The sequence below is a fragment of the uncultured Stenotrophomonas sp. genome (assembly GCF_913778665.1).
GTDB lineage: Bacteria > Pseudomonadota > Gammaproteobacteria > Xanthomonadales > Xanthomonadaceae > Stenotrophomonas.
The window spans coordinates 55752-68049 of the sequence record NZ_CAJYVQ010000002.1; the positions used below are offsets into that span (position 1 = coordinate 55752).

The following is a 12298-nucleotide window of genomic DNA, read 5'->3' on the forward strand; positions in this document are numbered from 1 at the left end:
CATCATTCGCGGGCGAGGGCATCCAGTGACCAGCCGTTGGCGTCCACGCGCAGCACCGAGCCCTGTTCGTACCAGTCACCCAGCACGATGCGGGTGCAGGCGCGACCGCCGGCCTGCAGTGTGTGCACCGCCGGACGATGGGTGTGGCCGTGGATCATGGTGTCTACGCCGTGACGCACGAAGGTGGCGTCGACTTCGGCCGGGGCCACGTCGGTGACGGTCTCGAACTGCGCACGATCGCCCTGTTTCATTTCCGACTGGCGGGCCTGGCTGGCTTCGCGCGCCTTCTGTGCGAAGGCGATGCGCGCGGCCAGCGGCTGCGACAGGAACTGCGCCTGGAACACCGGGTCGCGCGTCTGCGCGCGGAACTGCTGGTAAGGAACATCGTCGGTGCACAGCAGGTCGCCGTGCTGCAGCAGCACCGGGCGGCCATACAGTTCGATCAGGCACGGGTCGGGCAGGATGCGCAGGCCGGCGCGGCGCGCGTAGTCCTCGCCGAGCAGGAAATCGCGGTTGCCACGGATGAAATACACCGGCACGCCGCTGTCGGACAGCACCTTCAATGCATCGGCCACCGCATCGGCGGCGGGCGAGGGCGTGTCATCGCCAATCCAGGCTTCGAACAGGTCGCCGAGGATGTACAGCGCATCGGCGCCGGGCGCCTGCTCACGCAGGAAGCGCAGGAACAGGTCGGTGATCTCCGGACGGCTGGGGTCCAGGTGCAGGTCGGAAATGAACAACGTGGTCATGCCTGCATTCTAGGGCATCAACGATGACGGTAGCGCCGCAGGAATCGCAGGGGTCAGGTCGCTCCGAAGGAAAAGGGATCTGACCCTGGGGGGCTACACCGGCAGCGGCAACCAGGCCAGGCTGGCCGACGCCAGACCGATGGCGATGCCGGTGGCGGCCAGCACGTCGCTGGGGTAATGCAGGCCCAACACGATACGCGACAGCGCCACGCCCACCGTGAACGGCACCAGCAGCGGCGCCAGCCACGGGTAGTACGCCAGCGCGACGATGGTGAACGACACCGCATGCAGGGTGTGGCCGGAGGGGAAGCTGAATTCATCCAGCGGTGCCACCCAGGCACGGATGCGCAGGTCGGCCGCATAGGGACGCGGGCGCCGGGCCCAGCGCTTGAGGCCCTTGTACAGCAGCAGCGCGGCCAAGCCGGTAGCGGCCATGTGCACGGAGGCGCGCAGGCCATCGAAGCCATCGAGCAGCACCAGCGCGCCCATCAGCACATACCAGAACACGCCATCACCGAGCCGGCTGATCACCGAGAACAGGCGGCGCACGCGGCGGCGGCGGCAGTAGTGGTTGGCGCGCCGGCACAGGCGCGCTTCGCGGTCGGCCAGCAGCTCAAGCCGCGTGGTGCGCATGGCCGCGCCTCCGCGACTGGGCCAGCTCGGCCAGCAGCGCATCGAACTGCGCCACCACCTGCTGCGGGTGCAGGCGTTTCATCGCGCGTGCGGCGTTGCTGCCCAGCAGGTGGCGCTGCGCGTCGTCGGCGGCCAGCTGCACGGCGGCGTCAATGAACTGCTCATCGGTATCCACGGCGGCGCCGTTTTCGCCGTTGCGCAGGTATTCGCGGGCAGCGCCGTAATCGAAGGCCACCGTGACCACACCGCTGGCCATGCTTTCCAGAGTCACGTTGCCGAACGTCTCGCTGCGGCTGGGGAACAGGAACAGATCGCCGCTGGCAAAGTGTCGGGCAAGTGCATCGCCGCGTTGGATGCCACAGAAGATGAAGTCGGGATTCTCATGCGCCAGCTTTTCGCGGGCCGGGCCATCGCCCACCCAGACGAAGCGTGCCTTCGGCCGGATCTGCTGCAGGCGCCGGAATGCCTTCACCGCCAGGCCGAGGTTCTTCTCGGCGGCGATGCGGCCGACGTAGATCGCGACCAGGCCATTGCCATCCACGCCCCATTCATCGCGCAGTGCGGGATCGCGCCGGTCCGGATCGAACTGCTGGCTGTCGACCGCCCGCGCCAGCAGGCGCACGCGCTCGAAGCCCTGCTCGCCGAGGAACTGTTGCAGCTCGCGGGTGGGAACCAGGGTTGCGTCGGCCTGGTTGTGGAAGCGGCGCATCCAGCGCATCGCCGCGGCCTGCAGCCAGGCCACGCCGTAGTCGGGCAGGTATTCGTCGAAGCGGGTGTGGAAACCACTGGCAACCGGAATGCCGAGGCGGCGCGCGGTGCGCAGCGCCGACCAGCCCAGCGGGCCTTCGGTGGCGACGTAGACCGCATCCGGGCGCTGCTGCTGCCAGTGGCGGCCAAGCCGGATCGGCGCTGGCAGGCCGAAACGCAGGCCGGGATAGCGCGGCAGGCCCGCGCCGGGCACCAGCAGGGTGCCGGGTGCCGACTCCAGTGCTTCGCTGGCCTGGCGTGGCCGGATCAGGTCGATCTCGTGGCCGGATGCACGCAGTCCCTGCTCCAGGCCCTGCACGGTGAGGGCAACGCCGTTCACTTCCGGCGGGTAGGTCTCGGTGACGATGGCATAGCGCATGGCGGGCCTCCCGGTTTCCGGCATGCTCGGCGCTGGCGATGTAGCCGATATGACCACTTTGCGACCGCCAGATGACGCAGGCCGGGCCGGGCCCCACCACCGCCCATAAGAGCGATGGCGGGGGCCTCGCGCCGCCTGCCTGGATCAGAAGCGCTACTGGTATTTCATGTAGATGAAACGGCCGATGTCGAAACCGCCGTAGCAGGCGAAGTTCGAACTCGGCTGGCTGTACATGACCGGCCCCTGGCGACCGAACACATTGTTGGCACCTATCGAAACCGTCGCGTCCCACGGCAGGTTGTAGCGCGCCTGCACATCGTGGAAGGTGACCGATCCGCGACGGTTGTAATCACGGGTACCGCTGAACCAGGGCGCATGCTAGCCCGGATGCGAGCATTCGTCCGGATAGTCGCCCGCATCGAGGCAGCGTTCCTTGAGCGCAGAAAAATAGCGCAGGTTCCAGCTCAGGCCGAAGTCGCCGCGCTCCCAGCCCACCGATGCGTTGGAGCGCACGCGGAAACCGATGCCGCCGTTGGTGGCGATGCCATTGCTCGGAATCGGCGGAACGTCGGCCTCATGGGTGGTCTTTTCTTCGGCGGCGACCACATAGGTGGTCTTCCAGTCGGCGCGATCGAGCGAATAGCTGCATCCACGGGCACTGCTGCAGCCGGGGCCCTTGAAGCCGACGATGCGCCCCCATTGGCCGACCGAGGTGGATGTTCGAACCTGGTGAAGGCCTGCCGGGAGATATATGGGAAAGGGCTGGCAACGCGTGCGGCGACTGTGACGCTTCTGCACAAAGCGGAGTCGAATCAATCGATTGTTCTTGCATGTGTGGCTGCGTCGCATGCGGAGTACCGGGCCGCCGCCTGGATTGGATGCGTCAGCGTGAACGTGAAAAGCGATAGCCAGCGCGAAAACAAAAAACCACGGCCCCGAAGGGCCGTGGTCGTGGCGCTTCAACAGCGCGGATGGATCAGAAGCGCTGGGTGTCAGCTCAGGCCACGAACGGGCGGAACTGGATGCCCAGGCCGGCGATGCCGTCGGTTTCGCCGATCAGGTCGGCACGCAGCAGCGGACGAGCGTCGATGAAAGTCTGCGGCACGATCAGCGACAGCCGGTTGTCGTCGGCGGTCAATTCCAGAGCCGGCAGCGGCGCGTCTTCGTGCGCGCGATTGAGCAGCACCGCCAGGCGCAGCAGCGCGGCCAGCCGGCGCGCGGTCAGCAGCAGGCGCTCGGGCAGGGCATCGAAGGCGGTCTTGGTGACGCTGCGGCGATGGCTGCGTACCAGCGCGGCCAGCATCTGCTGCTCCTGCCGCGAGAAGCCGGCGATGTCTGAATTCTCCAACACGTAGCTGCCGTGCACGTGGTAGCCACTGTGCGCGATCATCAGGCCGAGCTCGTGCAGGCGTGCGGCCCACCCCAGCATGCGGGCATCGTCGGCATCCAGCTTCCAGCGTTCCTGCACCTGCTCCAGCAGCGACAGCGCGGTGTCCTGCACGCGGTCGGCCTGCAGCGTGTCGATGCCATAGCGCTGGGTGAGCGCGGCCACCGATTCGTCGCGCAGGTCGTTCTCGCCGGCACGGCCGACGATGTCGTAGAGGATGCCTTCGCGCATCGCCGCCTTGCTGACCAGCAGCTTCTGCAGGCCCAGCGCCTGGAAGGCGGCCTCCAGCACCAGGATGCCGCCGGCGATGATCGGGCGGCGATCGCTGGACAGGCCCGGCAGCTGGATGTCGTCGATCTTCTTGGCTTTCAGGAGTTCGTCGCGCAGCTGCGGCAAGGCTTCGGCGGTGATCGCGCCCTTGCTCAGCTTCATCGTCGCGCAGATCTCGCTGATCGCCTTGTGCGTGCCCGATGAGCCGAGCGCTTCCTGCCAGCCCAGCGCACGGTACTTGCTGGCGAAGGGCTGGAACTCGCGGCCGATCTCGGCCAGCGCGTCCTTCCAGCGCTTCCTGCTCAGCTTGCCGCCCGGGAAGAAGCGCCGGGTGCTGGCGATGCAGCCGGCCTGCAGGCTCTCGCGCTCCAGGGTCTGCATGCCCATGCCGATGATGAACTCGGTCGAGCCGCCGCCGATATCGATCACCAGGCGGCGCTGGCCTGGCTTGGGCGGCTGCGCGTGGGCCACGCCGAGGTAGATCAGGCGCGCTTCTTCGCGGCCGCTGACCACTTCAATGGCATGCCCCAGCGCGGTCTCGGCCGGAACCAGGAACGACTGCGGCGAGCGCAGCTGGCGCACGGTATTGGTGGCCAGCGCACGTACCCGGTGCGGCGGCACGTTGCGGATGCGCTGGCCGAAACGGGCCAGGCACTCCAGCGCGCGCTGTCGGGCGGCGGAGGACAGGCCGCCTTTGCCGTCCAGGCCATCGGCCATGCGCACCGTCTCGCGCAGGCGGTCGATCACCCGCAGCTGGCCGAGCGTGTAGCGCGCGATGACCATGTGGAAGCTGTTGGAGCCAAGGTCGATGGCGGCCAGCAGGTCGCCATCCTGCAATGCGGGCGGAGTCGTGGTGGTATGCGGCATGGGCGAATGTTAGCCGAAGGGGCGGTGTGCTCGTCACCGCGTGGCCTTCACATTTTGGAAGAGGGGAGTGCGCCAGGGCTGCGCCCTGCACCTGCCGAATCAACGGCAACGGCAAAAGCGGGCTATCCGTAGGATGGCGGGGTGGGTCCGGGTTCGGGAGACGCCGTGAATCCGCCCAGGGAGGCTTGGTCGCGCTTGCTCGTATGCGCTGTCCTGCGCACACGGCAAGACCGGGGTTGGGCGTCCTGCCCAACCCGCCCGAGGGATGCCTCGGGCCCATGGTGCTCACCCCCCGCAACCGGACCCACTCCGCTTTCGACAGATTTCTGCGATCTGATGGTGGGTGCCGACCGTTGGTCGGCACTGATCCAATCCCGACCAGAATCGGTGCCTGCTGCTCTTGGTAGGTGCCGACCCTGGTCGACACACCCGGTCACAGTCCCTGCATCAATGCCATCTGCGCGGAATGCGGCGCTTCGTCGTGGGCCGGTGTGCGCTTGTGGTACACGCCGTCGGCATCCAGTTCCCAGGCGTTGAGGTTGTCGTCCAGGTAGTTCTGCAGCACCTCGCGGTAGACCCGCTTGGCCAGTTCCGGATCGAGGATCGGGAAGCAGGTCTCGACCCGGCGCAGCAGGTTGCGCTCCAGCCAGTCGGCGCTGGCGCAGTACATCTCCGGCGCGCCGTCGTTGCCGAACCAGTAGACGCGGCTGTGTTCCAGGAAGCGGCCGACGATCGAGCGTACGCGGATGTTGTCCGAGACCCCCGGCACGCCCGGGCGCAGGGTGCAGGCGCCGCGGATGATCAGGTCGATCTGCACGCCGGCCTGCGACGCTGCATACAGCGCGCGTACCACCTGCGGTTCGTTCAGGGCGTTCATCTTGGCGATGATCCGCGCCGGGCGCCCGGCTGCGGCGATGCGCGTCTCGCGCTCGATCCGGCCGAGGATGCCGGTGTGCAGGGTGAACGGCGACTGCAGCAGGCGCTTGAGCTTCATCTTCGAGGCCAGGCCGGACAGCTGCTGGAACAGCAGGTGCACATCGTTGCCGATGTCCGGATCGGCGGTGATCAGGCTGATATCGGTGTACGCGCGTGCGGTGCCGCTGTGGTAGTTGCCGGTGCCCAGGTGCACGTAGCGGCGCAGCTTGCGGCCCTCGCGGCGCACGATCAGCAGCATCTTGGCGTGGGTCTTGTAACCGACCACGCCGTACACCACCTGCACGCCGGCTTCCTGCAGGCGATCGGCCAGGCCCAGGTTGGCCTCTTCGTCGAAGCGCGCGCGCAACTCGACCACCACGGTCACGTCCTTGCCGTTGCGCGCGGCCTGGATCAGTGCATCGACAATGAGCGAGTCCTTGCCGGTGCGGTACAGGGTCTGCTTGATCGCCAGCACGTTCGGATCGATCGCCGCCTGCCGGATCAGCTCCAGCACCGCGGTGAAGGCATCGAACGGGTGGTGCAGCAGCAGGTCCTGGCGTGCGGCTGTCTCGAAGATGCCGTCGCTGTCGCGCAGGGTGCGCGGGGTCATCGGCGGATACTTCAGGTCCGGCTGCGCGATCAGGTCGTACAACTGGATGATGCGGTTGAGGTTGACCGGGCCGTCGATGCGGTACACCGCATTCTCGGTCAGGCCGAAGTTCTGCAGCAGGGTGCGCACGATCTCGCGCGGCATGTCGTGGGCGATTTCCAGCCGCACCGCTGGCCGGTAGCCGCGGTCGACCAGTTCGTCGCGCAGCGCCAGCGCCAGGTTCTCCACCTCTTCCTCGTCCACCACCAGTTCGGAATTGCGGGTGACGCGGAACTGGTAGGCGCCCTGGACTTCCATGCCGGGGAACAGCTCATCGACGAAGGTGGACAGCACCGACGACAGGAATACGAAGTTCTGCGATCCGCCGAGCTTTTCGGGCAGCTGGATGATGCGCGGCAGCGAGCGCGGTGCGCGCACGATGGCCAGGTGCCCAGCGCGACCGAACGCATCGGTGCCCTTCAACACCACCACGATGTTCAGCGACTTGTTGAGGATCTTCGGGAACGGATGCACCGGATCCAGGCCCAGCGGCGACAGCACCGGCATGATCTCATTGCGGAAGTACGCGCGCAGCCAGCGCTTCTGGCGGTGGTTCCACGAATGGCGGCCGAGCACGCCGATGCCAGCGTCCATCAGCGCCGGCCGCAGCGTCTCGTTCCAGCAGCGGTACTGCTGGTCCACCAGTTCGGCGGCGCGGTCATGGATGGCATTGAGGATGGCCTGCGGGCTCATCCCGTCCGGCGCCGGTGGCAGGCCGAATTCCTGCGCATGGCGCACGGCAGCGGCACGGATCTCGAAGAACTCATCAAGGTTGGTGCAGGAGATGCACATGAAGCGCAGGCGCTCCAGCAGCGGCACCTGAGGGTCCATCGCCTGCGCCAGCACGCGGAAATTGAAATCCAGCTGCGACAGTTCGCGGTTGATGTAGAGCGCCGGGTCGCGCAGCGGATCGTTGTCCGGGCTCACGGGGAGGGGGAGGGATCCGAGGCTGCTCATGGCGTCATTCTTCGATGGAAGTCAGGGGGGCGGACTCACGCGGGCGCACGTGGTCGGCATCGAAATGGCAGGAGAACACCGAGCCCTTGCCTACCTCGCTTTCAATCTCCAGCCGTGCGTGGTGCAGGCCGAGGATGTGCTTGACGATGGACAGGCCCAGGCCGGTGCCGCCGCTTTCTCGCGAGCGGCTGCTGGAAACACGGTAGAAGCGTTCGGTCAGGCGCGGCAGGTGGGTGGCCGGAATGCCGTAACCGGAGTCGCGCACTGCCAGCACCGCGCCGTCGCCTTCGCGGCGGAATTCCACCGCGATGCGACCCCCTGCCGGCGTGTAGCGCACCGCGTTGGTGACCAGGTTGGAGAACGCGCTGTGCAGTTCCTTGGTCGAACCCTGCAGGTCAACACCGGCGAGGTCGTCGATGCTGATCTGGTGGCGGCCCTGGCTGTGCGCCTCGGCCTCGCGGCGCAGCGTGGCCAGCATCGGCTGCATCGCGACCGTCTCTTCCTCGCTGTGTTCCTGCGATTCGAGGCGCGACAGGGTCAGCAGGTCTTCCACCAGCTGGGCCATGCGTTGGCTCTGCTTGCGCATCTCTTCCAGCATCGGACCGGTGCCCGGGAAATCTTCCGGGTCCATCATGTCCAGGTAGCCGTGGACCACGGTGAGCGGCGTGCGCAGCTCGTGTGAAACATTGGCAACGAAGTCGCGGCGCACCTGTTCCAAGCGCAGCAGCTTGCTGACGTCGCGGGCGATCAGCAGCCAGTAGTCGGAAGAATAGGGAATCAGGCGCAGGTTCAGGCGGATCGCCGGATCGACCGGCGAGGGCACGTCCAGGATCGGCTCGGCGTTGCGGCCGCCGGCCAGCCAGTGGGCCAGCGGCATCGGCTGCAGGCGCTCGACCAGCGCTTCGCCGAGGTCACCCGGATGATGCAGGCCAAGCAGGGCGGTGGCCGCTTCGTTGAACCACTGCACGCGCTGGCTGTTGCGGTCCAGCACCACCACCGCGTCGGGCAGCGCGGCGGCGGCGGCGCGGTAGCTGCGCAGCATGTCCAGCAGGCGGCGCTTGCGCACGCGCATTTCCACCTGGTTGCGGTACAGCAGGCGGTCCAGTTCGTTCCAGACGCCGGTGCCTTCTTCGGCGGTGTCCCAGCGCTGGCGCGCGGTCAGGCGGCGCAGCACGCTGCGCAGGCGCCAGTAGTGCCAGGTCAGGGTGGCCAACGCGCCCAGTGCGATGCACATCCACAGATGACCCGTAAACAACCCCACCAGTCCGGAGAACAGCAGTACCGCGGCAACAGTGGCCAGGGTCTTCAACCAGGCAGAGCGGATGTGGCGGGGCATTGCGATCTCGTCGTTGAGGTGCGGCGGTTCACTGGGGTGAACCGAGGGTTATAGCAGAGTTGCCGGGGCCGGCACCCGCGGGGGGCGCGGCGCCGGCACGACGAGACTCAGGTGGCAGTGGAGAAGCGGTAGCCGGCCCCGCGTACGGTCTGCACCATGTTTTCGGCGTTGAACGGTTCCAGCGTCTTGCGCAGGCGGCGGATGTGCACGTCGATGGTGCGCTCTTCCACGTACACGCTGCCGCCCCATACGTGGTCCAGCAGCTGCGCGCGGGTATAGACGCGTTCGGGGTGGGTCATGAAGAAGTGCAGCAGGCGGTACTCGGTCGGGCCGATCGGCACCGGCTGGTCGTTGGCGAACACGCGATGGGCGGCGCCGTCGATGCGGATCGGGCCGACCGCCACGCTGCCGTCCTCGTCGTCCTCGCGGGCACGGCGCATCACCGCACGGATGCGGGCCAGCAGTTCGCGCGCCGAGAAGGGCTTGACCACGTAATCGTCGACACCGGCTTCGAGGCCACCGACGCGGTCATTCTCTTCGCCGCGGGCGGTCAGCATGATGATCGGCACTTCGCGGGTCAGCGTTTCCTTGCGCCAGCGGCGGGCCAGGTCCAGGCCGCTGGTGCCGGGCAGCATCCAGTCCAGCAGGATCAGGTCCGGGACGCGGTCGGCGATCGCGGTCTGGGCCTCGCGGGCGTCGCCGGCGTGGACCGGTTCGTAATCGCCCTTGCGCAGGGCGAAGGCGACCATTTCACGGATCGCGGGCTCGTCATCGACGATCAGGATGCGTTTCTGCACGAGGACACCGTAGGGCTCGGTTACTGGAGTGGTGCCAGTAGACTACGGTTTGATGACATGTTTGTGACTGCCTGGCCGGAAGCGGCTTGGATTGCCATCGACCGGTCATGCAGCACTCAGCGGCGGTCCAGGTCCGGGTCCTGCACGCCCTGGCGGCGCAGTTCCAGCACGGTGGGGGTGATCGCCTCGATGCGCGCATCCACTCGCGCCCGGCCAACGTAATCCAGCGCCGGGTTGCGCTTGAGTGCCTGCAGCTGCATCAGCGACTGCTCCGGGCGGCCGCTGAGAAAGGCCGCCTCGGCGTAGGCCTCGCTGGCGCGCACGCTGTCGCCCGCCAGCTCGCTGGCGCGGGCGAAGCGCTGCTGGAAGACCGGATCATTACCGCTTTGCGACAGCAGGGGCCGCAGCATGGCCTGTGCCCGCTGGCCGGCCTCGCGGGAGCCCTGTTCGTTCAGGATCTCGGCGTAGGTCAGCGCCACCGGGCGGCTGTTGGGGTGCTCACGCAGCAGCTGTTCGAAACGGCTGTTGGCCTGCGCGCCCAGTCCGGCACGCGATTCGGCCTCACCCAGGCCCAGCGCCAGCCACAGGTTATCCGGGCGGGTCTGCAGCAGGCCGGCCAGGGTCTGCCGGGCCTGCGCGGCAGCGCTGCGGCCGCCGCGCATTATCGCCAGCGCCTGGCCATAGCGCTGGGCATCGTTGAGACCGTCCTTCTGCCGCTTGGCCATGTCCGCGTATTCGCGCTCCAGCTCGGCGGTGGAATCGGCACTGAGCACCCGCAGGCGCTCGCGTGCCCACTCGAAGTCGCCGCTGGCGCCGCGGGCCAGCTGGCCAACCGGAATGCGCAGCACGCTGCTGGGCAGCAACGGGTTGTTTCCGCGCAGCAGCGGCTCGGCCAGGCCCGGATCGGCGGGATTCACCCGCTCCTTGCGTTCGCCGCTGGGGGTGCTGGTGGTCAGCAGCACCGTGTCCTTCTTCATCTGCTCGGCGCGGGCCTTGGCCTCGCTGATGCGGGTGATGTTGACCGGGTGGGTGCGCAGGAACTCCGGCACGCTGTAGCCGCCCTCGTTGCCGCGCATCGCCGCTGACATCCGCTCGAAGAAGCCGGCCATCGCATCCACGTCGTAGCCGCTGCGCGACAGGGTGCGGATGCCGAGACGGTCGGCCTCCGATTCGTTGGAGCGGGTGTAGTTGATCTGCCGCTGCTGCATCAGGCCCATGCCCGAGCTGATCGCGGCCATGGTGGCGTTGCCCGAGGAAGTACTGTTGCTGGCCTGGGCAGCCACCACCGCCGCCAGCATGCCCAGCAGGATCGGGATCTGGTCGCGCTGGGCGCGTTCGACCCCGCGCAGCACGTGCTGCTGGGTGACGTGGGCGATTTCGTGGGACAGCACTGCGGCCACCTCGTCCTCGCGCTCGGCGGTCAGTACTAGGCCGGCGTTGACCCCGATGTAGCCGCCCAGCGTGGCGAAGGCGTTGATCTGGCGGTCCTTCATCACGAAGAAGGTGTAGGGCTGGCGCGGCTGGTCGCTGTTGGAGCCGAGCCGGGTGCCGATGGTCTGCAGCCACTCATTGACCAGCGGATCGTCCAGCAGGTAGCCGTAGTTGCGCAGCTCGCGCAGCATCATCGCGCCGTACTCGGCCTGGCGGGCCGGCGTAAGCAGTTCCCCCGCGGACGAGCCGATGTCGGGCAGTTTTTCCTGGGCCTGGGCCTGGGCCAGCGGCATGGCCAGGGCCAGGGTGACGGCGGTGGACAGCAGCAGGGCTCGCAAGCAGGGGGTCCTCGGGCGGGGCACGCCCAGCGTGACAGGGCAGGGGGCAACCATTCGTTAATCCACAGTGTTGCGGCGGTGGCGTGGAAATTCCAGCGCACCGGTACCATATGTAGACCGTCGATCCATCGTGGAGTTTCCCGTGACAGCCCAGACCGCCGGCGGTGCCCCCGCCATCACCCTCTATTCCACCGCCGTCTGCCCGTACTGCGTGGCCGCCAAGAACTTCCTGAAGAGCAAGGGCCAGCAGTGGACCGAGGTCCGCATCGACCTGGACCCGGCCGAGCGCGAGAAGATGATGGCGCTGACCCGGCGCACCAGCGTGCCGCAGATCTTCGTCGGCGACGTCCATGTCGGCGGCTACGACGACATGATGGCCCTGCACCGTGAAGGCAAGCTCGAGCCGCTGCTGGCCGGGCAGGGCCAGGCATGAGCGCGGCCGACGACGCCAGCAAGGACCGCATCGCCGAATTCACCGAGTTCCGCAAGCGCATGAACGAGCGCATCCTGGGTGAACCCAACCAGGTGGTGCGCCGCTTCTTCGCGCTGGACACGCAGACCTACCAGGCCGGCGCGCTGGACGTGAAGACCAAGGAGCTGCTGGGCCTGGTGGCCTCGATGGTGCTGCGCTGCGACGACTGCATCAGCTACCACGTGGCCCAGTGCAAGGATGCCGGGGTGACCCGCGAAGAGTTCTTCGAGACCTTCTCGGTCGGTCTGGTGGTGGGCGGCTCGATCGTGATCCCGCATCTGCGCCGTGCGGTCGACTTCCTCGACCAGCTCGAAGGCGGCGCCGCCGCCCCCGAAGCGCACGAGCACTGAGGTAGCGCCGGGCCATGCCCG

The 12298-nt window shown here is 67.6% G+C and carries 10 protein-coding genes and 1 pseudogene; 2 read left to right on the plus strand and 9 right to left on the minus strand.

Annotation, left to right across the window (positions count from 1 at the left end; translation table 11 throughout):
- Window positions 1-2: 2 nt before the first annotated feature.
- From lpxH to QZ853_RS01080, 9 genes and pseudogenes are all read right to left on the minus strand, one after another.
- A complete protein-coding gene (gene lpxH, locus QZ853_RS01040; RefSeq protein WP_295570027.1) occupies window positions 3-749 on the minus strand; it encodes a UDP-2,3-diacylglucosamine diphosphatase in 747 nt (248 codons plus the stop codon).
- Window positions 750-842: 93 nt separating this feature from the next.
- Complete coding sequence (locus QZ853_RS01045; protein ID WP_295570030.1) at window positions 843-1382, minus strand: phosphatase PAP2 family protein; 540 nt, start codon at window positions 1380-1382, stop codon at window positions 843-845.
- Entirely contained in the window at window positions 1363-2508 is a 1146-nt protein-coding gene (locus QZ853_RS01050) for a glycosyltransferase family 1 protein (protein WP_295570032.1), read from the minus strand. Before QZ853_RS01050 ends, QZ853_RS01045 begins: the two co-directional genes overlap by 20 nt.
- Window positions 2509-2661: 153 nt before the next feature.
- Window positions 2662-3135, minus strand: a pseudogene (locus QZ853_RS01055) (TonB-dependent receptor); the annotation flags it as partial.
- Between the two features lie 370 nt (window positions 3136-3505).
- Entirely contained in the window at window positions 3506-5032 is a 1527-nt protein-coding gene (gene ppx / locus QZ853_RS01060) for an exopolyphosphatase (protein WP_295570034.1), read from the minus strand.
- Between the two features lie 433 nt (window positions 5033-5465).
- On the minus strand, window positions 5466-7553 hold the full coding sequence (ppk1, locus tag QZ853_RS01065; protein ID WP_295570035.1) for a polyphosphate kinase 1: 2088 nt from the start codon (window positions 7551-7553) through the stop codon (window positions 5466-5468).
- Window positions 7554-7557: 4 nt separating this feature from the next.
- Window positions 7558-8889, minus strand: coding sequence for a phosphate regulon sensor histidine kinase PhoR (phoR, locus tag QZ853_RS01070; RefSeq protein ID WP_295570037.1), 1332 nt, complete (start codon window positions 8887-8889; stop codon window positions 7558-7560).
- A 107-nt stretch (window positions 8890-8996) separates the two neighbouring features.
- Complete coding sequence (phoB, locus tag QZ853_RS01075; RefSeq protein ID WP_005408258.1) at window positions 8997-9686, minus strand: phosphate regulon transcriptional regulator PhoB; 690 nt, start codon at window positions 9684-9686, stop codon at window positions 8997-8999.
- A 116-nt stretch (window positions 9687-9802) separates the two neighbouring features.
- The gene (locus QZ853_RS01080; protein WP_295570039.1) at window positions 9803-11509 is read right to left on the minus strand and encodes a M48 family metalloprotease; all 1707 of its coding nucleotides are present in this window, start codon (window positions 11507-11509) and stop codon (window positions 9803-9805) included.
- 88 nt (window positions 11510-11597) lie between these two features.
- On the opposite strand from QZ853_RS01080, the gene grxC reads away from it, so the two are divergent.
- Complete coding sequence (gene grxC / locus QZ853_RS01085) at window positions 11598-11888, plus strand: glutaredoxin 3 (RefSeq protein ID WP_295570040.1); 291 nt, start codon at window positions 11598-11600, stop codon at window positions 11886-11888.
- Window positions 11885-12277: a carboxymuconolactone decarboxylase family protein gene (locus QZ853_RS01090; RefSeq protein ID WP_295570042.1), complete on the plus strand. Its 393-nt coding sequence runs from the start codon at window positions 11885-11887 to the stop codon at window positions 12275-12277. Before grxC ends, QZ853_RS01090 begins: the two co-directional genes overlap by 4 nt.
- The last annotated feature ends 21 nt before the right edge of the window (window positions 12278-12298 follow it).

Coding starts and splice junctions, on each gene's coding strand:
- lpxH (WP_295570027.1), bottom strand. CDS start 749: ATGACCACGTTGTTCATTTCCGACCTGCACCTGGACCCCAGCCGTCCG.
- QZ853_RS01045 (WP_295570030.1), bottom strand. CDS start 1,382: ATGCGCACCACGCGGCTTGAGCTGCTGGCCGACCGCGAAGCGCGCCTG.
- QZ853_RS01050 (WP_295570032.1), bottom strand. CDS start 2,508: ATGCGCTATGCCATCGTCACCGAGACCTACCCGCCGGAAGTGAACGGC.
- ppx (WP_295570034.1), bottom strand. CDS start 5,032: ATGCCGCATACCACCACGACTCCGCCCGCATTGCAGGATGGCGACCTG.
- ppk1 (WP_295570035.1), bottom strand. CDS start 7,553: ATGAGCAGCCTCGGATCCCTCCCCCTCCCCGTGAGCCCGGACAACGAT.
- phoR (WP_295570037.1), bottom strand. CDS start 8,889: ATGCCCCGCCACATCCGCTCTGCCTGGTTGAAGACCCTGGCCACTGTT.
- QZ853_RS01080 (WP_295570039.1), bottom strand. CDS start 11,509: ATGGTTGCCCCCTGCCCTGTCACGCTGGGCGTGCCCCGCCCGAGGACC.
- QZ853_RS01090 (WP_295570042.1), top strand. CDS start 11,885: ATGAGCGCGGCCGACGACGCCAGCAAGGACCGCATCGCCGAATTCACC.